The following is a 20,569-nucleotide window of genomic DNA, read 5'->3' on the forward strand; positions in this document are numbered from 1 at the left end:
CTCGTTAATTAATAGGTTGCTATCGGTGTCATTAGGTTTAAATACGTATTAAATCAAAATTTTCAATGATAGATTAAAAAATATAAAAACCTATCAGTATTCTAATAGTTATCGAAAAAGCTGAATGTTAAAACGTACCTACCGTAAAATTCAATAATCAGGTTTATCTATCAGCCGATAGGGCTGTAGACTATTTTTCTTGCATGTTAAATCATCAGTATTGATAAGAGGAGTTACAGATAAGCCAAATGTAAAAGACTCTCATCAAAAAATTTCTTGCACATGATATCAAACTTTAAAGTAAAAATCCGTCTAGCTGCTACCCATCAGCATGATAAAATGGAATATCGTTAGTGAGTAATTTTGTATCATTTGGCCGAATTGTCTAAAAAGAACCGTTTTTTATTACTGGAGCTGCTCTATGTCTGATGACAATATGTCTTTAGATAACTCTCACCACGTCCCAATCATTGGCTACCATCGTGCGCCGCTGTCACAGAAATTTGGCGCGCCGAGGCAGCCAAATTTGGTCGCATTGACCAGCGTGATTGAAATGATTGCGCCTTACGATACACCGGCGGCGTTTGATGGTTTAGAAGCATTTAGCCATATATGGGTCAGCTGGCAGTTTCATCATAATTATCGCCATAAAGACAATCAACAAGCCAATAGTGGCTTTCGGGCGCAAGTTCGCCCGCCAAGATTGGGTGGCAACCAAAAGATTGGCGTATTTGCCAGTCGCAGTATGTATCGTCCATCAGAGCTGGGACTGTCCGTCGTCAAACTTGAGCGTATTGAGATAGTACAAGGCCGTGTGCTACTTATCATCAAGGGTGCTGATATGATAGATGGCACGCCCATCATCGATATCAAGCCGTACGTAGCTTATAGCGACGTGCTTCTGGATGCAAAAAGTGGATTTGCGCCAATTGCGCCAGTATTGTTAGATGTGGTGATGACAGAGGCGGCTTACGAACAATTTATGCTGCTAGCAAGCGTAGCAGAGCCTGCTGAAGTCAGTAATAATGATGCAAGCCATAGCTCTATAAAGAGTGTACCGAAAAGTGCTACAGTTGCTTCGATGGTCGAGCACATACAAAGTCAATTGCTAATCTCTGATATCGATGTTATCAAAGCGCTAATTGCGCAAGATCCAAGGCCTGCATACCGCCGCAGAGAGAAAGAAACCTCATTTATCATGCGCTATAAGTCTGTTGATGTGAGCTTTTGGCTGATAGACTCAGGACAGTTGCAAATAACAGCGGTAGTGGCAATATAAGTGATATGAATCGATAGCATGTTTGTCAACGTACCCCAAACAATAAAAGAAGAAAAATATGGCTGCTCAGAATTATTCGATAGTGATTGATTTACGCTGGTGCCTAGATGAATTATTGGCAGATAAAGTCATCGATCAACGTGGCTATAATTTGGTAATCACCAGCCGCCGAAACAAAGCGCAGCATCCATTGCTGACGATTAGTGAGTTTGGCTTGCCCAATGGCCATGCCCTCGATAGTAACTCTGATAATAAGTTGACGCTGGCATGGCTAAATCAGTGGCTAGCGGCCAAAGCAGACATGCCACTCGTTCGTATTGATCCATTAAAAGTTGACGTCCCGGCAGTGACGCAGCTGATGTCTTTTGAATATGCACGCTCACAGTATATTTTGCCCATTGAGGTCACTTTAGATGAAGTGGTCATCGGGACAGATCAGCCTTTTTATACCGATTGGCACTCAAATATCGAAAAGCTAATCAAGTCAAAAAGCTATCGCACGGTTTATATCAATCCTGAGCAAATCAATCGCTACCGCCAAGAGTTCTATCAAGTCACGCAAGCAATAGCAGGGGCAAATAGTGTTCACAAACGTGCTGCGGCTGATGTTACTAATGTCGAAGCATTGCTGCAATTGGGTGACAACACCAACCCTGATGCCAATGACCAGCATATCGTCAGAGTCGTTGATTGGCTCTTACAGTATGCTTTTGAGCAGCGTGCCAGTGATATCCATTTGGAGCCGCGCCGTGAGACGGGAAAAGTGCGTTTTCGTATTGATGGCGTGCTGCATACTGTGTACGAGATGCCACTCGCGATTATCGTGGCAGTGACGGCACGTATCAAAATCTTAGGGCGTCTGAACGTTGCAGAAAAACGTAAGCCGCAAGATGGTCGACTAAAAACGCGTACGCCGAAAGGGCTAGAGACTGAGCTACGTCTCTCTACCATGCCCACTGCCTTTGGTGAAAAGCTGGTCATGCGGGTTTTTGACCCTGAAGTGCTCGTGCGCTCGTTCGCGCAGCTTGGTCTGTCGGGTAAGCAGCTTGAGACGTGGCATGAGCTGACCGCAAATCCCAACGGCATTATTTTGGTCACGGGCCCAACCGGATCAGGTAAAACCACCACCCTTTATAGCACGCTCAAGCAGCTAGCCACTGAGCAGGTGAATGTTTGTACGATTGAAGACCCCATTGAGATGATCGAGCCTGCCTTCAACCAAATGCAGGTCAACCCAGGTGTCGATTTGTACTTTGCGGATGGTATTCGCTCCCTGATGCGTCAGGATCCTGACATCATTATGGTTGGGGAGATTCGGGATGCAGAAACAGCAAATATGGCAGTACAAGCCTCACTGACGGGGCACTTGGTACTCTCGACCTTGCATACCAATGACGCACCAAGTTCCATCACTCGTCTGCATGATTTAGGTATCCAGCCTTTTTTGACCTCAGCGACTATATTAGGCGTCATGGCGCAGCGCTTGCTACGAACGCTATGTACGCACTGCAAACAAGCTGTGGACGTCACCGTAGATAGTGAGAGTGCCATCCAATGGCAAGAGCTTGTTCAGCCTTGGCGCGCGCCAGTACCCACACAGATTTATACCGCGCAAGGCTGCGAGCACTGTCGACATACTGGCTATCAAGGACGAGTCGGACTCTATGAGATTATGCCTTTATCCAATGAGTTAAAAAAATTGGTCGCTGCCGATGCCAATTTAGACGTACTTAAGCAACAGGCATACCGCGAAGGGGTGCAACCCTTACGTGTCTCTGGTGCAAAACGCGTGAGTGAAGGGGTGACGACGATAGAAGAGGTGATGCGTGTGGTGCCGCTACATTAGTATGAGGTATTTACAAACCAGATTATCAACAATAGCCACACCTAAATATTGCTGTGTTTGACTATAGCGATATTTTCTCGACTTGAAAATATAAGTCTTTAGAGCAATCAACACACTAACGAATGTTAAATTCCAATAACTTTTACTGATACTGTTCCAACAACGAGATTATTTATGTTTACAGATACACATTGCCACCTCAACCGCTTAGATCTAACCAAATATGATGGCCAGTTGTCCGGCGCGATTGACGCCATGAAAACGGCTAATGTCACTCGCGCGATGGCGATCATGTGTGATTTTGCTGAATATGATGAGATTGTCAATATTGTCAGCACCTATAGTGACGAGACGCTAAATCTAGGGATGAGTGTCGGTATTCATCCTTGTGAAGACATTGATATATTACAATCAGCGACAGTAGAGCGTTTGATAGAAACGGCCAAAGCGGATCATGTGTGGGCAATTGGAGAGACAGGACTCGATTATTACTGGTCAACAGAAAACAAAAAAGAGCAGCAAGCCAGCCTTGCGCGTCATATTCATGTCAGTCAGCAACTAAAAAAGCCACTCGTCATCCATATGCGTGATGCCAAAGAAGACACGATTGATATTCTAAAAAGTGAAGGTGCGGAGCATGGCATCATTCATTGTTTTACTGAAGATTGGGAGACAGCGAAGCGCGTGCTAGATCTAGGGTTTTATATCTCATTCTCAGGTATCGTGAGTTTTAAGAGCGCGCAAGACATCAAAGATGCAGCTCAAAAAATGCCTAGAGACAGAATACTCATTGAAACTGACAGTCCATACTTGGCGCCAGTCCCCAAACGCGGTAGACCAAACGAGCCTGCATATGTTCCCTACGTGGCAAACTGTATCGCAGACATGTATGGATGTAGTAGCGAGGAAGTCGGTGCACTGACGGCAAAAAACTTTGAAAATTTACTGGCACAGTATCATTAAAATGGTTATGCTATGACCACTCAGTCATTTATTTGATAGTCTTGTGGTTCAATCCCCTTAGGTATGTATCACACTAAATATAGCCACCTGATTATCAATGACTATTTAGCAAACATAAGCATATTCCCTTTTGTGGTCCTCGAGCAGTCTTGGTACAGTCTCATACTTTCATTGCCGATGTACTGCCGTAAATGATGGTTGTATGCTTAATCTTGTCATGTTTTAGGAGAGATTATGAGTCGTCAGCATCAGTTTAAGGCACGAGAAGAAAATATCTTAGCGATGGCAGAGCAATTGCTACTTGAGTCAGGCGATGGTGATATTACTTTGGACAGTTTGGCAGATCAGCTCGACTTGGCTAAAGGCACGCTATATAAGCATTTTTCTAGCAAAGATGAGCTTTATCTGCGTATTATTATCCGCTACGAAGAGCAGCTATTTGATATCAACCGTATTGATGACTGCCCATCGGCAGGCGTTGCCCGCATGATTTTTCAGCAGCTATTTAATCCGCAAAAAGCCATGCTATTGAATCAAATCGAAGAGCGTCTGGCAGCATCGGTCACTGGTCTGAATCGCTTATTTGGCGAGTTGTATGATATTCGTCGCCAGCGTATGAAGCGCTTGATTGATATTATCAGTGCTTATCTGAAAGACGAGCATAGTAGTCTGAGTACTCGCGATTATTTATCTTCTATTTGGGCGATGGGTCAAGGCGGTGCGGGTCTACTAAACTCAAGCTTTTATCAGCGTTATTTGGGTCGACGTGACACCTTGCGCTACGCCTTTGTTCAGCAAATGCTAGAATTGCCGAGTCATTATCCTGCCGAAGATGAAGAGGTGATGGATGAGGATATGCAAGAGTTGGTCGAGCAAATCGATACAGAATCAGAAGAGCATCGCAATACCAATTATTAGAATGTCGACTGATTTTCGATGTCATTGATTATTTAGTGTTACGTGTTGTCATACCTGATATGGCAGCACGTCAAAATGTATCTTTCAATGTATCTTTCTTAGCGTTCATAAAAATGAACGTTATCACCCTATATACAAAACTGAATTACAGGCTTATAGGTGCAATATGCCGGTCACTGTCAAGACTCAGTCCAGCTCAGCGGTCAATTGCCCTTTAGCCATCGTTGGTCAAACGCCAGTCGGTCAAACACCTTGTCCAAATCGCTTTGGTATTTTAGCTACATCGTCTGATTGTAGTTGTCTCTCTTTATCAAGTAATGCATGTCCCTCACAACATACCTCATCAATAAGCAGTCATAAGCAAAGTGGTTTTACGCTGGTTGAAATCGTGGTAGTGGTGGTGATTCTATCTATATTTGCTGGCATGATGAGTCTGTCTGTCGGCAGTAGTGACTCTCGCAAAAACCGTGCCTTTTATGAACACCTCACTGATTCACTGAGCTACGTCCGTTTACTATCAGCTGAGCGTATGCAGCCGATGGGCTTGCGTTTGCAGGCAGATAAGCAGGGGCAGGTAACGCCTGTAATTGTTACTTTATCGAATCCTTATATTGCCTATCAAACGGCTGATATTTCAGTAGGTAACAGGGACAGCCAGCCAAAGAACGCAATGGAGCTGTCTGCTGATTTGAGCAGTATGTCAGGCTCTACTGGAGAGACGCAGCCAACACCGAGCTGGGAGGTTGAGTCAGAGGTTAGCTTGCCTGAGCTGCCTGCTGGCGTTAGTATCAGAGTGCAGAGCTTGGATGCTAGTAATTCAGCGAGTACAGGACAGACGCAAACGCTACAGCCTTGGTTTAGTAATCAAAGCGTGCCGCAGGTATTATGGTTTGGTACGGGCCAAGCGACGCCTGTCACCATCGAAGTGATTCATGATTCGCGTCTGGTGGGTGAGGTGATTACGATAATGCCCGATGGTAGTATGATGATAGGGCAGGGATTATAGTGAATAAGTTGTCCAGATATTCTGCGACGAAGGCTCAGCCTACGTCTCTCAAATCTATGTCTCTCAAGTCTGGGCGCGAGAGTGGCTTTACCTTAATTGAGGTAATGGTTGCCTTAGCTATTTTGGCAGTAGTGGCCGTCGCGGCGAGCCGTGCTAGCAGTGCGTACTTGAAATCGGTTGATATATTGCGCACCCGCACGCTTGCTCATTTTGTCGCACAAAATGCCGCTGCTGATTTACGTATTCAAGACACATGGTTGACCGCCAACCGTACCCAAACGATTAATGCTCAAGGGCGTGACTGGCAAATAGTCATGACTGTCGGTGATGCCATCACACCTGCACTAAAACAAGTAAATATCGCAGTGGCGCCTATCATAGACGGACAGGCAGGCACGTCGGTCACTGATATTAGTGTCATGCTAAGCAATGCCGACCAAGATACGGGCAGTTTAGATTTAAGTAGTGAAAGTAGTATCGGACAAGCAGGGGGCGGCTTGTGAGTATGAAACTACAGCGCGGGTTTACGCTGCTTGAGCTGATGGTTGCTATGGCAATATTTGCCATGTTGGCAGTCGCAGGCTGGCAAGTATTTGACAGTGTCAACCGCGCGCGTGAGCGAGCACAGTTCCATGCTGATAATTTGGCCGTACTACAATACGCTTATCTACAACTGCAGCAAGACATGGCACAAGTGATTCCTTATCAAGCGCCTAGTACTCAGAATATTGGTGCGGCAAATAACAGTACAAACGACAGTACAGACAACAATAACCAAGCAGGCGAGCAAAAAAATGAAATAGCACCTGAGCCTTTTATGAGGGTAGAGGGTGAGCGTGTCAGCTTTGTACGCTTTGCTGATCCTGATCCACGTTATCAAAGCAGCACTAGTCTCCAGCATATTGAATATATTATTGCAGATGAGCGCCTGATACGTCGTCAATATACCAGTCTTGAAGATGGGCGCGATAGCGTCAGTTTAGACAGTGTATTATTAGAAGGCGTTACTGCTGGGCGTTGGCAAGCCTATTTGCCAGAGCTGAGCACCAAATTTCCAAGCGATGATGTCAATAATAGTAGCAATACAAATATAGCATTGGGGCAAGCAGCGAATACAGCGGGTGCTAAGCCCGATGTTGTTTTGCTACCGAAAGGGATTGCCGTCAACTTTATTTATCAAGACATGCCTATTACTTGGCAGTGGGCCCTAGCGCCACAACCAATACCCCGTAGTAGCGCAAAGGCTGCCAATAGCAACGATAGTAATAATGATAATAGCAGCGACAATAATAATGGTAGTGACAGTAACAGCGGTAGTAATACAGATAATAGCAGTGTGGGAAACAGTAATTGAGAAGGTAGTATTTAATATGCATCACTTGCTCAGCAACATAAGCTCTCTATGTCAATAACAGCAAACTCTCAGCGCGGTGTGGCGCTACTCACTATCTTACTATTGGTGGTGAGTATCACTGTGGTTGCAGGCGCGATGCTTGCTAGCCAAAAAGTTGCGATTAGGCGTAGCGGATTATTGTTTGATCAAAATCAGCTATTGCAAGATATTGATGCTGGTCAGCAGTTAGCAGTGACGATGATTCGGGCGGACAGCAAACTCAACGATACCGATAGTGAGCAAGATATTTGGGCACAGCCGATACCGCCATACACATTAGCAAACCATAGTGTCAGCATCGAGCTGCGTGATGAGGCGGGTCGTTTTAATATCAATAACTTATATCAAGGTGGCACGGTTGATACTGCTGCGCTAGAAGTTTTTCAGCGTCTCTTAACACAGTTGAATTTAGAACCAGATATTGCCGTTGCCGTCCTCGATTGGCAAGATACGGACAGTGAAGTCTATCTAGATGGCGGTGATGAAAGTGCGGTATATTCTCAGCAGCGAAACAGTTTAGTAGATAGCGCACTACCAAACCAGCCCTTTGTTAGCGTTGATCAGTTACAAGAGGTTCGAGGGGTGAGTGCAGAGGTGTTAGCGACACTACGACCTTATCTGACGGCGGTTCCTTATTATTTGCCTATCAATATTAATACGGCAAGCCCTGCATTGCTTACCGCACTGATCGATGGCGCAACCAGTCAGCAGATGCAAGGGATAGTCGACACGCGCAGTAAGCAAGCGCTCACGTCTATCGATGAGCTATGGCAACTGCCAATTTTGAGTGGCTTAGATGAAAAGCAGCGTGCAGCATTGACGCCTTTGTTGGCAGTTGATAGTCAAGCCTTCACAGCGCTTATTACCGCGAGTGATAATGCAACTGTCGGTCAGGCAAGACAGCGCTTTGCTACCGTATTGATTAGAAAAAACGCAGTGAATGATAGTCAAGCCCCCAACGACACTAGTGGTAACAGTAGCGATGTCACTAGCGAAATGCCTAAAGAAGTCAAAGTGGTCACGCAGCGACTATGGGCATTTCGTCCTAGCTTTTGATGAATGGTAGTGTGCTTTTTATTAATCTCTTAAGCGGGTCTCTTCACTAGATTTCCAGTTATAAGCCCCATAAAACAACATCTGCGCTTGGCGAGTGCAGTTATGTAGCATCAACTGTTTATTTTCTTCGATGACATTTAGATCGATTTCGTCATCGTGATCTTCAGTGTAGGTCAATTCTAACCAGTCGATAATCCAAGAAAAGAACATGTTCACGCCAGCCTCAGCCAATAGACGGCGGTCATAATCATTGATATGGGTAAATGCTGGCTGTAATGCTAGATCGTCTGCCAAACTTTGGGCATGTTTTTTAACCAGTTCATTGATGGCTTTTCGCACAGATTCTGAGCCACCGTAGCGCTCGCTGACCAAAAACTGCCAGTAGTAAGGCTGATCGCTGACCATATATAAGAACAACTGAATACTCTTCGCTATCTGACGATCAAAGCTACGCTTGCGACCAATTTGCAGGCTATCGCTGAGTGTAGCGAGCGTACCACCCAACTCTTCAATGACCAAGGCGCGACCGAGCGACTCCATATCATCAAAATGGCGATAAAACGCAGTCGGCACAACGCCAACCTCACGCGTGACCTGCCTGAGACTAATAGAGCTAAAAGATTGCCCTGTCATACATAGATCGAGCACGGCATTAAAAAAGGCGTGCCGAGTTTGAAGTTTTTTTTGTTCGCGACTGCTCATAATGTTTCAAAATTGTCCGATAGAGGTTTATCATACTCATTTCAGCGCACAAATACGACTGAAATGTACAATTCGTGCTAATTTACTAAACCTGCACTAATTAATCTTTTAAACCACCGTACCCCAGTGACCTTGCAATTCTTGCGCCAATCGATAGGCTTCATGGTCATTCATGCCTGTTATAAAATCTAAAATATTCAATATATTGTGATAAATATTGTCTGATAATACGCGGCGATGCTCATCTAAGTGTGGCTGTAGTAATCTTAGTAGACTCTGCTGTTCAAACGACATAGATGATGACGTAGCCTCGCCCGTCTGAGTGCCCGTCCAAGCCAGTGGTACAAAGGCATCCATCAGGCGATGCAAGCATTGATTGGCCATTAGCTCCATTCTTACTTTGTTCGGATGATTAAATATTTTCTCGCGGGCCAATTGCTTGGCCTGCAAGATACCGTTTTGCACACTGGTGTCGCAATGCGCAAACAAGCTGCCTTGGAGCGTACCTGTCAGCAAGTCTTCACTATTGGCCACAAAAGCATCGGTGATCGTATTGACCAAGCGCATCATGGCGCGTGATCGCAGAGAAGCCAGACTCTGCCTGACTGACATATGTGCAGGCAGGCTCACGCTATCAGGACGCTCGCCAATCAGCTCGTAAAATATCGCGGCAACCTCACTATAGGTTAGCATATTCAGATTAATACCATCTTCTAAATCTATCAGCGCATAGCAGATATCATCTGCAGCTTCTAACAGATACGCCAACGGATGACGTGCAAAACCATCGTGATGTATTGAGCGCGGCAAATGCAAACATGCTGCCAGCTCCTCTAACTGAGAGGCCTCGCTATAAAAGCAGCCGAATTTCTGTACATTATGGGCGTTGTCATTCGCATCATTGCTGTGAGTGGCAAGCCAAGGGTATTTCATAAAAGCGCCTAGCGTTGCGCAGGTAAGACGCATACCACCTTTATCGGGGTGGTGCTCATTGCGTACTAGTAACCGAAACCCTTGTGCATTGCCTTCGTAAGCCAGTAAGTCCAGTCGCTCATTGCTGCTGAGCTGTTGCAAAATCGCTTGAGGATTAGGCTGCCGAAACCAATCACGAATGGCGTACTCTCCAGCATGACCAAACGGCGGATTACCAATATCGTGAGCGAGGCAGGCTGCTTGTACGATCACACCAATATCAGATGGCGAAACTCCTGCTAGTAGACCATTGCCTAGCTTATCATGGAGCTTTTCTGCGGTCATCATCCCTAAAGATCGTCCAATAGAGGAGACCTCAAGCGAATGAGTCAGGCGAGTATGGATACCTAGCTGATTGGTCAATGGGTGGACTTGGGTTTTTTGATTCAACTGCCTAAACGAGTGAGAGAACACCAGTCTGTCATAGTCTTTGTGAAACTGAGAGCGAGTACTCGTATTAGCGTTGAATTTTTTGGCAGCGCCAAGACGCTGTGAGTTGAGAAGATGAGACCATTGCGCTGTAGAGGATGACAAAGAGGTTGGGGTACTTAGCATATTGGAACATCCGAAACCAAGGGAGCCTCTAGCATAACAAAATAGCGCCCTTGGTACAGCTACTAAGACTTCTGGCAATCAAAAAGAACGTCTTCCTCTTCGATAGACACACCATTATTTAGTGTCTTATTAAGCAAGGTTGCGTTGTCACCATCCACTTGCCATATAATGCCATGAGTGTCATCTAATCCAATATCACTTGTGTATATGGTTTTGTCAGTAAGGGCGTCGCTACCAGAGGCAGCTGTCAAATCGTATTCGATACCGTCAATAAGTAGGTGCGCGGTCTGCGGTGTGGCATCGGTATGATAGTAGACGCCGATAGTAGCAGTAGGCTCACAAGAGAATGGTGTGCTGTTGCTAGCGTGCTCAGAATGGTCGTGACCCTCATGATCATGTCCTTCATGATCGTGTTCCATACCATCATGGGCATGTTCATCATGCTCTGCATGACTGTCTACGGTGGTCACATCTTCAGATGCTGCTGGCTCACCGTCTGTTTTTGGCTGGCAGCCTAACAATGAAACTGTCATAACACTGCCTACTATAGCAGCGCTTGCAAATTTGGAAAAAGAGAAAAAATCAGTCAAAATATAAGCCCTCAAATAAGTAAAATAAAGATATGTTATATTATAACAATAAGTCGATAAAATAAAGCCGATGCTGGAAAATATCCAACATCGGCTGATTAACTATTAGGCAGTATTGACTAGCTAAAGCTACACGTTAAATCTAAAGTGCATGACATCGCCATCTTGAACGATATAAGTTTTGCCTTCTAGGCGTGACTTACCAGCGGCGGCAGCGCCTTTTTCACCGTTGTATTCGATGAAATCATCATAAGCGATGACTTCAGCACGAATAAAACCCCGCTCAAAGTCCGTGTGAATCACGCCAGCGGCTTGCGGGGCAGTAGCGCCAATAGCGACGGTCCAAGCACGTACTTCTTTAACACCAGCGGTGAAATAAGTCTGCATATCAAGTAAGTCATAACCACCGCGAATCACTTGATCAAGCCCGGCCTCTTCCATGTCCATTTCAGCCAAAAAGTCTTTTTTGTCTTCTTCATCTAGCTGGGCAATTTCAGCTTCGATTTGGTTGCATAGGGCAATAACGATAGACTCTTCGCCAGTCGCGTAATCACGAACAGCGTCGAGATAGGGATTGTTTTCAAAACCATCTTCAGCAACGTTAGCAATATACATGGTTGGCTTTAGAGTAATTAAACCGTAGCTACGGATGAGTTTTTTCTCATCAGCGTCTAGATTAGCCGCGCGCGCCGCTTTACCTTCTGCTAATAATGGTTCAATCTTTTTGAACACATCAAGCATGGCGCTAGCGTCTTTGTCGCCGCCTTTGGCTTTTTTGGTCAAGTTCAGTATCGCGCGTTCAACCGCTTCCAAATCTGCCAATGCCAGTTCAGTATTGATCGTTTCGATATCATCAATCGGGCTAACGCGGCCATCGACGTGTACCACGTTGTCATCATCAAAACAGCGAACGACGTGAGCAATCGCATCAGTTTCGCGGATGTTAGCCAAGAACTGGTTGCCCATGCCTTCGCCTTTTGACGCGCCTGCCACCAAACCTGCGATGTCTACAAACTCCATCGTCGTTGGCAATACGCGTTCAGGATTAACGATATCAGCCAATTTCTTTAGGCGTGGATCTGGTACTGGTACGATACCGGTGTTGGGATCTTTGGTACAAAACGGAAAGTTTTCAGCGGCGATACCCGCTTTGGTCAACGCATTAAACAAGGTGGATTTACCCACGTTTGGTAGGCCGACGATGCCGCAATTAAAACCCATAACAGTCTCTCAATATATTAATAAAATAGTTGGTACTGAGCTAATATAAGACTTGATACTTAGTCAGGCTAAAACTGAGTTCATCTAAAACTCAGCTTGTTTGAAATATTAGTCAAATAGTAAATCAAAATTGGGCACATTGTAGCAAATTTACCGGAATAGGGGTGAGGTTGTTACGGTATATGCTTAGGTTTTTACTCAGCGGTGGCGGGTGTGTTTCTACCAAGGCTAGGATATGTCAGATAGGTTAAACGCTGAAAAGTGAATACAATGGGTTGCTTCTTATTTAGATAAGCGGTGTTCGATTTGGTATTCAGTATTTTTTGCTATAGTAAGTTATCATAGATAAATAGTGGCATCAGGCTCACAAACAGTAAGTGTAATCTGCTGGCTGGATTAATTTTTTTCAAACAATCAGCTCGCTCCAAAACAAAATGTAAGGCAATATCCAATAATGACAACCTCGATTTTTGACACACGCCGCTATAAGTATCCACAAAACTTCCTTGAGATGAAGCCAAAACTTGCTCGACTTGAGCATGCCATCAAAAAGCTAGAGGCAAACCTCATTGATGCTAATGTTCAAGCAAACACAAAGCTGCTTACGCAAAGATTGGACAGTCATTTAGGATTAAAAGTCGACTATGCCAGTGAGCTCAATCCCGATCAGCTCATGGCTGCCACTACTATAGAAGGTAAAGTGTTGGTGATTGCGGGTGCAGGATCGGGTAAAACCAAGACTTTGACCTATCGCACCAGTTATTTGCTCGAAAACGGTATATCGCCTAAAGAGATATTGCTGCTGACTTTTACCCGTAAAGCAGCAAACGAAATTAAAGATCGCGCTAAGTCTTTGCTGGCAAGTAGTCCTTCAAATCAAGAGCTATCTGATGATGCATTGGCTGAAGATAAGCTGCCAACAGACAAGGCCTTAAACAGTATCACCAGTGGCACCTTTCACTCATTTTGCAATATGCTGCTGCGTCAATACTCGGGCCTGCTCGGTATCAATCCACGATTTACGATTTTAGATACTGGCGATAGTGAGGATGCTATCGACTTGGTACATAAAGAAAAAAAGTATCCTACCCAAACCAAGTCACAAGCCTTTCCGCGCAAAAAAACATTGCAAAATATCATTTCAACCTCTAGAAACAGACGCATTCCTATTCGCGACCTAATAGAAAGTAGCTATCCTGATATCGCCGTACATATTCCTATCATCGAGCAATTAGCAATTGATTTTCATGAGTATAAGCGCGCCAATCACTTATACGATTTTGACGACATTATCAGTCAAGTGGTACGTCATCTAAAAACCAACGACACCTTTAGGCAGCGACTTCAAAACACGTATCGTTATGTCATGGTTGATGAATATCAAGACACCAATATTCCGCAAAAGCAGCTAATTGACTTAATATGTGAGCCTGATTCGGTGTCACTAATGGTCGTTGGTGATGACAATCAAAGCATCTATGCCTTTCGCGGTGCTAATTACGAAAATATTTTGCTATTTGGTGAGACCTATCCCAATGCCAAACTTATCAAGCTTGAGCAAAATTATCGCAGTACACCTTCGGTACTAAACTATATCAACGCGTTGTCAGCGCAAATCACGCTAGGCTATCAAAAGCAGCTGTATTCTGATGCGCCAATAGCAGGCGACAAGCCAATATTTCGACGACTCAGCGATGAGACAAAAGAAGCGAGTTATATCACTGATAAGATAGTCGCGCTCAAGCCTGAGTATGATTATAACGATTTTGCGGTATTGTGCCGCACGTCTTTTCAGTCCAATTATGTACAGCTAGAATTTATGGCGCGCAATATTCCCTTCATCGTGGTGGGCGGTATCAAGTTTATTGAAAGACGCCATATCAAAGACGTGTTGGCTTTTGTCAAAGTTCTCTATAACCCGAACGATACGATTGCTTGGCATCGTATTTTAACTTTGTTTAAAGGGGTAGGAGCAGTCACGGCGACGCGCTTAACTCAAGCCATCACCGCTGACAATAATGCGTTTGAGTCGCTACTGGCAGCATCGTTTGCCAAAAAAAGCGATCAGCTAAAGCCTCTATATCACACGCTTACCAAGGCCCAGCAAGCAGAAACGGTTGAGACAGCCATTGAGCATATTCTTGAGTTTTATATCCCTGTGTTAAAGTTGATAGAAGACAACTGGCGTGAGCGTAGCGAGGACTTTCGGGTGCTAAAGAATTTAGCGACAGAGCACACGAGCCTCGATAGCTTTTTAGAAAATCTTGCGCTCGATCCGCCCAATGACTCAGTCGCGGTCATGGAAAGCTCTGACGATGGACAAAGTAATGATAAAGTCACGATCTCAACCATTCATAGTGCTAAGGGGCTTGAATGGCCAGTGGTATTCGTTAACTCGTTGGTCGATGGCATTACGCCGCATCATCGCTCATTAGACGACTTTGAAGCATTAGAAGAAGAGCGTAAGCTGTTTTATGTGGCCTGTAGTCGTGCGAAGACGCAGCTGTATTTGACCGCGCCGAATTACTTCTCTAGTTACTCTGGATACTTTGATATGGCCTCACGCTTTATTGCGGAGCTATCGGCTGACGAGGTAACAGTAGAGACGGTAAAATCGCCTATCAAGAAAAATGATGACCCAATATGGTGGTGATTTTTTGAGGATATTGATGGTATCTATCATACTGGGTTTTAGTGTGTATTTTGCGGATTTTGGTCGTCTAATAATGGCTTCATACGCCAACTATTCCTTTTGAAAATGACCTACAAATAAAGGTATAGCCAAAAGTATTTAATAGCAAAAATATTTTTCAAATAAGGGTTTAATATTGAGCACAATGCGTTACTATGACCACCTAATTTGGTAAGACCTTTATATTTGATACTCTGTATTAACACCCTAAGAAAAGGATAGGTTATGCGCTACGAAGTGATCGTTATCGGTGCAGGTATGGTTGGCACGTCAATCGCGTGGCATCTACAAAAAAATAACTCAAACGTATTACTCTTAGACAAGAAATTGCCAGGGTCAGAGACCTCATATGGTAATGCCGGCTTGATTCAGCGCGAAGCGATTCATACGCATCCTTTTCCTCGTCAGCTGACAGAGATGATCCGAGTATTACCTAACCAAGGTACTGATATTCGTTATCGTATTCCAGCTATTCTGCGTTATCACCAGGCGCTGCTACAGTACTGGAAATACTCAACGCCTGCGTCAGTCAAAAAAATCGAATCTGAGTGGCAGACATTGATTGAGCATTGCACTAGCGAGCACCAAACCATGATTAGCGCCTCTGGTGCTGATGAGCTCATTACTCGTGATGGTTGGCTACAATTGCATCGCTCAGAAGAGACTTTCAAAGAAGCGCAAGCATCCGCCATTGATGCGCGTAATCAAGGGGTTGAGCATAATGTACTGAACCTTGAACAACTAAAAGCAATGGAGCCTCGCGCCAATTTTGACGGTTTCGTTGGTGCTATTCATTGGTTGAACTCATGGCAGGTATCAAACCCAAGCTCTCTGGTAAAAGCCTATGCAAAAAACTTCCAAGACATGCAAGGTACGATCAAAGAAAATGACGTCAAAGAAATCGTCAAAGAGGCGGATGTCTGGAAAATCATCACTGACAAAGATACCTATTATAGTGATAAATTGGTCATCGCTGCAGGTCCTTGGTCGAATGATTTGATCAAACCACTTGGTTACAATCTGCCACTGTTCCCAATGCGTGGCTATCATCAGCATTTCAAAGTGACAGACAAAAATACAATCCATCATAGTATGTTTGATATGGACAAAGGCTTTGTCATGGGGCCAATGCAGCAGGGTATCCGTATCACTACGGGCGCTGAGATGACTACCATGAATGCGCCAAAGAATTTTGGTCAATTACAAACGGTATTGAAGCTTGCAAGAAAAATTTTGCCATTAGAAGATGCGGTTGAGAGTGAAGCATGGGCAGGATCGCGTCCTTGTATGCCTGACATGAAGCCCGTCATCGGTCCTGCTGATAAGCATGACAACCTCTGGTTTGCATTTGGTCACAGCCATCAAGGCTTCACTTTGGGACCAATGACAGGCCGTCTGGTTGAAGAGATGATTCACGATAAGCCTGCATTGGTCGATTTAGCGCCATTTAGCGCTCAGCGTTTTTCTAACTAAGAGCGCATCTGATATATAGTTGATCCAATTTAAGAGCGGTACAAGGCAACCGAGTGCAGATGTATATGTCATACTTCAAGCGAGGTTAACGCCGTAACGCTTTTATAGTGGATTGACTATAGTTAGCACAGACTTAAATTAATAAATGAAAGGTATAGACATGATTAAGAAGCTACATAGCAATCAGCGCATGAGCAAAACCGTAATCCATAACCAGACGATCTATTTGTGTGGTCAGGTCGGTAATGCAGAAGACGATATCAAAGCGCAAACATTGACTTGCTTGGAAAAAATCCAAACGCTATTAGAAGAAGTGGGTAGTGATAAATCAAAGCTACTATCAGTCACCGTTTGGATCAAAGACATGGCGGACTTTGCTGCTATGAATGAAGTCTATGACCAGTGGTTTGAAGGCATACAGCCACCAGCGCGTGCATGTGGCGAATCAGCGCTTGCACGCCCTGAGCTATTGGTTGAGATGATCGCTATCGCTGCTGAGTAATAAACGGCTCGCAGTACCTGTAGTATATGTATTAAATAGAAATAAAGAAGGCCATGATAGCGATATCATGGCCTTTTCTATGCGTAGCAATAAGCCAACTCGATTATTGAAAAGGAATATGCTAGCTTTTTAATCCAAGCACGCGCCGTATAACGTCAGCGAAGCAATACAATGATTATTATAGGAACTAGCATTCTTTCCATACCGCTTGGCGTTTCTCAATAAAAGCATCAATCCCTTCATCCACATCGTCTGCCATCATATTGCAAGTCATGACCTCACTGGCATAGTCAACTGGCATAGTCATAAGCGTCTTCGACACTCATATCCAGCTGCTTATAAAACATACAGAAGGTCATCTCTATCTAGTGTGGCGCCTAATTGAGTCATTTGTCATCCTTGATAATGGGTTGGTTTATAGTTTTATATATAGCTGACTAAATAGTAGCATGGCTCATATTCTATACAATAGATGGAGCACATAGAAAGCGCATAAAAAAATAGCGCACTCAGGTGAGGAGTACGCTATTGGTTTTTCAGTTAAATATAAGCTAAATTCATACTAAGCTGTATTTATACTGAACTTAGTATGCGCCTTCGCTATAGATAAGCTCGTAGCTATGGCTATATATCTCGACGATGTTACCGAACGGGTCTTCCATATAGATCATGCGATATGGCTTTTCGCCAGGGTAGTAGTAGCGTGGTTTTTCCATACGCTTTTTACCACCTGCGGCAACCATACGCTCAGCCAACTCTTCAACGTTTGGATCTTGGACGCAGAAGTGAAAAATACCTGTTTTCCAATATTCAAAGTTATTTTCAGGGTTTTCCTGATTTTTAAATTCAAAGATCTCAACACCGATACGGTCACCAGTGGAGAGGTGAGCGATCCGAAAGCGGCCCCAACCAGCACCGAATACTTCAGTACACATCTCACCAATCGGGCTGTCATCTTCAACAATCTCAGTAGGCTCCATGATGGTGTACCAACCCATCACTTCAGTATAAAATTTTACAGCAGCATCTAAGTCAGGGACTGAAAGACCGATGTGCGAAAAGCTTCTTGGATAAACGTTGTTCATAGCTTGTGCTCCTGTTTGCTGTACTCTTGTTTAACGTGAGGCCAGTATACAAACGCACTGTCATTATGTAAAATTATCAAATATTATAAAAATAAGTATAAAACGTAATGATTAATGTCACATGGCTACGAACTTTTTGTACGCTTGCCGAAGTTGGGCACTTTACTCGCACGGCTGAACGTCTATATATGACACAGTCCGGTGTGAGCCAACACATACGTAAGCTAGAAGAGCAGCTGGACACAGATTTGTTAATTCGACAAGGAAAGCAGTTCTCATTGACCAATGCAGGTGAGCAGCTCTATAGGGAGGCAGGCGAGATATTGCAGCGATTATCAAATTTAGAGCAGCGCATCGGTGAAGATCCGCCTTACGAAGGGCTAGTACGGTTGATGTCACCGGGTAGTGTGGGACTTAAGCTATACCCGCAGCTTTTGACCTTACAACAACAGCACCCAAAGCTAGTGATTGATTATCGCTTTGCCCCCAATGCTGATATTGAGCAGGCATTGGCAAATCACGAGATCGATATTGGTTTTATGACGGATATCTCAGATGATGAAACGATTAGCTGCAAGCCTATGGCTCAAGAAGCATTGATACTAGTGACACCTGCGACTACAGTAGAGCCGAGCTGGGAGCAGCTTATGGCACTTGGATTTATCGATCATCCGGATGGTGCCCATCATGCAGGCATGCTACTGACTGCCAATTATGAGCAATTCCAGCATATCAATGATTTTGAGAAAAAAGGCTTCTCTAATCAGATTGGTCTAATTTTAGAGCCCGTCAGCAGGGGAATAGGTTTTACTGTCTTGCCAGCACATGCAGTTGCTGCTTATCCAAAGCCTGAGCTGATTAATAGTCATCATTTACCAGTTGCTGTTAGCGAAACGCTATATCTGGCAGTCAGACGACAACAGGCGCCCGCCAATAGAATGCATACGGTCATTAATGAAGTAAAAAAATGGCTATAGATATGTTGAGAGTGATAAATGTACAGCTAACAAAGGATTAATAAAGGGTTTGATAACTGTGCATTTAGTGAAGAAGGTTCATTGATAGATTGCGACTATCTCAAAGTCTGCCCAAGTTTGATACTTGCAGCGATATTAGCAGCAGTCGTTTCAATGTTGTTGTAAGCGGAGCCTAATACGTTATCGATCGTGTCTACTTTTTGGATACTTGGCATCACAACATTGAACTGACTGGTCTGAGCAGGTTTTAGTCCGTCAACACTGCCGCAGATAGCGATGACTGGGGTACGGCTGGCCTGAGCAATTTGACTGATACCACCAGCGACCTTACCCATGGCGGTTTGTGCATCGAGCTTGCCTTCACCTGTGATGACAAGATCAGCCTCTGCGATATGCTGTGACAGGTGAGCCACTTCGGCAACCGTATCAAAGCCTGACTTTAGCTGAGCGTCAAAGAACGTCATCATCGCATAGCCAAGACCGCCTGCCGCGCCAGCGCCTGCAACGTGTTGACAGTCTTCATAGCCATGCTGTCCACATATGGTCGCGAAGTGACTGAGCGCTTTATCCAAAGTATTGACTTGTTCTGGACAAGCACCTTTTTGCGGGCCAAACACGGCGCTGGCCCCAAGCAGACCACAGAGCGGATTGGTCACATCACAAGCAACTTCAAATACCGTGTCTGATATCTTTGTATGAAGGTTAGTATTATCGAGTTTATGTAGGCTGGCAAGTGCGCCACCACCATGAGTGAGCAGACTGTCATTGATATCATGAAATGTCATGCCTAACGCCATTAGCATGCCAAGGCCTGCATCATTGGTTGCGCTACCGCCCAGACCAATGACAATACGCTTAGCACCTTCTGCTAACGCATCTTCGATCAGCTCCCCAACGCCATAAGTGCTAGCAACGATAGGATTACGCTCATCGGCTGTCAATAAATGCAACCCGCAGGCTTGGGCCACTTCAATAACCGCCGTCGCGTCAGGCAATAATAGATACTTTGCCGTAATCGGTCTCATCAATGGATCATGCACTCTGACTTCTTTCCAGCGCCCACCCAAGACATAAGACAATACCGCTGAGGTGCCTTCACCGCCATCGGCCATTGGCAACAGCTTATAGTCAGCATCTGGAAATACTTGACTAAAGCCAGATTGAATAGCATGGCACACGTCCAGTGCTTCTAGGCTTTCTTTAAACGAGTCAGGGGCGATCAAAATTTTCATATGGCTCTCTTTGAATATCTTAAAGACACGATCATCGCAATAGTGTCGTGTTTTAAAACGTTTACTTAGCAATAATCAAATAAACGTATGTATACGTACCCAATCTC

At 44.6% G+C, this 20,569-nt stretch carries 18 protein-coding genes; 12 read left to right on the forward strand and 6 right to left on the reverse strand.

Annotated elements, in window-relative coordinates:
• Window positions 1–421 precede the first annotated feature (421 nt).
• From tsaA to gspK, 8 genes are all read left to right on the forward strand, one after another.
• A complete protein-coding gene (tsaA, locus tag AS194_RS02000; protein WP_058023811.1) occupies window positions 422–1,279 on the forward strand; it encodes a tRNA (N6-threonylcarbamoyladenosine(37)-N6)-methyltransferase TrmO in 858 nt (285 codons plus the stop codon).
• A 58-nt stretch (window positions 1,280–1,337) separates the two neighbouring features.
• Window positions 1,338–3,125 (forward strand): GspE/PulE family protein, encoded by a 1,788-nt coding sequence (locus AS194_RS02005; RefSeq protein WP_058023812.1) that lies wholly within the window; start codon window positions 1,338–1,340, stop codon window positions 3,123–3,125.
• 174 nt (window positions 3,126–3,299) lie between these two features.
• Entirely contained in the window at window positions 3,300–4,088 is a 789-nt protein-coding gene (locus AS194_RS02010) for a TatD family hydrolase (RefSeq protein ID WP_058023813.1), read from the forward strand.
• Between the two features lie 234 nt (window positions 4,089–4,322).
• The gene (locus tag AS194_RS02015; protein WP_058023814.1) at window positions 4,323–5,006 is read left to right on the forward strand and encodes a TetR/AcrR family transcriptional regulator; all 684 of its coding nucleotides are present in this window, start codon (window positions 4,323–4,325) and stop codon (window positions 5,004–5,006) included.
• Window positions 5,007–5,172: 166 nt separating this feature from the next.
• The gene (locus AS194_RS02020) at window positions 5,173–6,012 is read left to right on the forward strand and encodes a prepilin-type N-terminal cleavage/methylation domain-containing protein (protein ID WP_083499572.1); all 840 of its coding nucleotides are present in this window, start codon (window positions 5,173–5,175) and stop codon (window positions 6,010–6,012) included.
• Between the two features lie 56 nt (window positions 6,013–6,068).
• Window positions 6,069–6,515, forward strand: coding sequence for a type II secretion system minor pseudopilin GspI (gspI, locus tag AS194_RS02025; RefSeq protein WP_058023815.1), 447 nt, complete (start codon window positions 6,069–6,071; stop codon window positions 6,513–6,515).
• A gap of 2 nt (window positions 6,516–6,517) precedes the next feature.
• On the forward strand, window positions 6,518–7,366 hold the full coding sequence (gene gspJ, locus AS194_RS02030) for a type II secretion system minor pseudopilin GspJ (RefSeq protein WP_058023816.1): 849 nt from the start codon (window positions 6,518–6,520) through the stop codon (window positions 7,364–7,366).
• A 48-nt stretch (window positions 7,367–7,414) separates the two neighbouring features.
• Window positions 7,415–8,461, forward strand: coding sequence for a type II secretion system minor pseudopilin GspK (gene gspK, locus AS194_RS02035; protein WP_058023817.1), 1,047 nt, complete (start codon window positions 7,415–7,417; stop codon window positions 8,459–8,461).
• 21 nt (window positions 8,462–8,482) lie between these two features.
• Here the strand turns inward: gspK and AS194_RS02040 are convergent, their stop codons facing one another.
• From AS194_RS02040 to ychF, 4 genes are all read right to left on the reverse strand, one after another.
• On the reverse strand, window positions 8,483–9,163 hold the full coding sequence (locus AS194_RS02040) for a TetR family transcriptional regulator (RefSeq protein WP_058023818.1): 681 nt from the start codon (window positions 9,161–9,163) through the stop codon (window positions 8,483–8,485).
• Between the two features lie 108 nt (window positions 9,164–9,271).
• Window positions 9,272–10,690, reverse strand: coding sequence for a deoxyguanosinetriphosphate triphosphohydrolase (locus tag AS194_RS02045; protein WP_058023819.1), 1,419 nt, complete (start codon window positions 10,688–10,690; stop codon window positions 9,272–9,274).
• Window positions 10,691–10,752: 62 nt separating this feature from the next.
• Entirely contained in the window at window positions 10,753–11,223 is a 471-nt protein-coding gene (locus AS194_RS13795; protein ID WP_058023820.1) for a hypothetical protein, read from the reverse strand.
• 186 nt (window positions 11,224–11,409) lie between these two features.
• Window positions 11,410–12,501: a redox-regulated ATPase YchF gene (gene ychF / locus AS194_RS02055; RefSeq protein WP_057759361.1), complete on the reverse strand. Its 1,092-nt coding sequence runs from the start codon at window positions 12,499–12,501 to the stop codon at window positions 11,410–11,412.
• Window positions 12,502–12,955: 454 nt separating this feature from the next.
• Between ychF and AS194_RS02060 the strand changes: the two genes are divergently transcribed.
• The 3 genes from AS194_RS02060 to AS194_RS02070 all read left to right on the forward strand — a co-directional run bounded on the left by AS194_RS02060 (window position 12,956) and on the right by AS194_RS02070 (window position 17,168).
• Entirely contained in the window at window positions 12,956–15,154 is a 2,199-nt protein-coding gene (locus AS194_RS02060; protein ID WP_058023821.1) for an ATP-dependent helicase, read from the forward strand.
• 264 nt (window positions 15,155–15,418) lie between these two features.
• Complete coding sequence (locus AS194_RS02065; protein WP_058023822.1) at window positions 15,419–16,666, forward strand: NAD(P)/FAD-dependent oxidoreductase; 1,248 nt, start codon at window positions 15,419–15,421, stop codon at window positions 16,664–16,666.
• A gap of 163 nt (window positions 16,667–16,829) precedes the next feature.
• Window positions 16,830–17,168 (forward strand): RidA family protein, encoded by a 339-nt coding sequence (locus tag AS194_RS02070; protein WP_055124581.1) that lies wholly within the window; start codon window positions 16,830–16,832, stop codon window positions 17,166–17,168.
• A 584-nt stretch (window positions 17,169–17,752) separates the two neighbouring features.
• Here the strand turns inward: AS194_RS02070 and AS194_RS02075 are convergent.
• Window positions 17,753–18,253, reverse strand: coding sequence for a lactoylglutathione lyase family protein (locus tag AS194_RS02075; RefSeq protein ID WP_058023823.1), 501 nt, complete (start codon window positions 18,251–18,253; stop codon window positions 17,753–17,755).
• 107 nt (window positions 18,254–18,360) lie between these two features.
• On the opposite strand from AS194_RS02075, the gene AS194_RS02080 reads away from it, so the two are divergent.
• A complete protein-coding gene (locus AS194_RS02080; protein WP_058023824.1) occupies window positions 18,361–19,230 on the forward strand; it encodes a LysR family transcriptional regulator in 870 nt (289 codons plus the stop codon).
• Between the two features lie 95 nt (window positions 19,231–19,325).
• Here the strand turns inward: AS194_RS02080 and AS194_RS02085 are convergent, their stop codons facing one another.
• Window positions 19,326–20,462 (reverse strand): glycerate kinase, encoded by a 1,137-nt coding sequence (locus tag AS194_RS02085; RefSeq protein ID WP_058023825.1) that lies wholly within the window; start codon window positions 20,460–20,462, stop codon window positions 19,326–19,328.
• Between the last annotated feature and the right edge of the window lie 107 nt (window positions 20,463–20,569).

The organism is Psychrobacter piscatorii (assembly GCF_001444505.1).
Taxonomy (GTDB): domain Bacteria; phylum Pseudomonadota; class Gammaproteobacteria; order Pseudomonadales; family Moraxellaceae; genus Psychrobacter; species Psychrobacter piscatorii_B.

What these genes read in the sequence shown, in the direction of transcription:
- AS194_RS02085 (WP_058023825.1), bottom strand. Translation starts at nt 20,462, where the DNA reads ATGAAAATTTTGATCGCCCCTGACTCGTTTAAAGAAAGCCTAGAAGCA.
- AS194_RS02015 (WP_058023814.1), top strand. Translation starts at nt 4,323, where the DNA reads ATGAGTCGTCAGCATCAGTTTAAGGCACGAGAAGAAAATATCTTAGCG.
- AS194_RS02075 (WP_058023823.1), bottom strand. Translation starts at nt 18,253, where the DNA reads ATGAACAACGTTTATCCAAGAAGCTTTTCGCACATCGGTCTTTCAGTC.
- AS194_RS02010 (WP_058023813.1), top strand. Translation starts at nt 3,300, where the DNA reads ATGTTTACAGATACACATTGCCACCTCAACCGCTTAGATCTAACCAAA.
- AS194_RS02020 (WP_083499572.1), top strand. Translation starts at nt 5,173, where the DNA reads ATGCCGGTCACTGTCAAGACTCAGTCCAGCTCAGCGGTCAATTGCCCT.
- AS194_RS02045 (WP_058023819.1), bottom strand. Translation starts at nt 10,690, where the DNA reads ATGCTAAGTACCCCAACCTCTTTGTCATCCTCTACAGCGCAATGGTCT.
- gspJ (WP_058023816.1), top strand. Translation starts at nt 6,518, where the DNA reads ATGAAACTACAGCGCGGGTTTACGCTGCTTGAGCTGATGGTTGCTATG.
- AS194_RS13795 (WP_058023820.1), bottom strand. Translation starts at nt 11,223, where the DNA reads ATGACAGTTTCATTGTTAGGCTGCCAGCCAAAAACAGACGGTGAGCCA.
- tsaA (WP_058023811.1), top strand. Translation starts at nt 422, where the DNA reads ATGTCTGATGACAATATGTCTTTAGATAACTCTCACCACGTCCCAATC.
- AS194_RS02040 (WP_058023818.1), bottom strand. Translation starts at nt 9,163, where the DNA reads ATGAGCAGTCGCGAACAAAAAAAACTTCAAACTCGGCACGCCTTTTTT.
- ychF (WP_057759361.1), bottom strand. Translation starts at nt 12,501, where the DNA reads ATGGGTTTTAATTGCGGCATCGTCGGCCTACCAAACGTGGGTAAATCC.
- AS194_RS02060 (WP_058023821.1), top strand. Translation starts at nt 12,956, where the DNA reads ATGACAACCTCGATTTTTGACACACGCCGCTATAAGTATCCACAAAAC.
- AS194_RS02080 (WP_058023824.1), top strand. Translation starts at nt 18,361, where the DNA reads ATGATTAATGTCACATGGCTACGAACTTTTTGTACGCTTGCCGAAGTT.
- AS194_RS02005 (WP_058023812.1), top strand. Translation starts at nt 1,338, where the DNA reads ATGGCTGCTCAGAATTATTCGATAGTGATTGATTTACGCTGGTGCCTA.
- AS194_RS02065 (WP_058023822.1), top strand. Translation starts at nt 15,419, where the DNA reads ATGCGCTACGAAGTGATCGTTATCGGTGCAGGTATGGTTGGCACGTCA.
- gspK (WP_058023817.1), top strand. Translation starts at nt 7,415, where the DNA reads ATGTCAATAACAGCAAACTCTCAGCGCGGTGTGGCGCTACTCACTATC.
- gspI (WP_058023815.1), top strand. Translation starts at nt 6,069, where the DNA reads ATGTCTCTCAAGTCTGGGCGCGAGAGTGGCTTTACCTTAATTGAGGTA.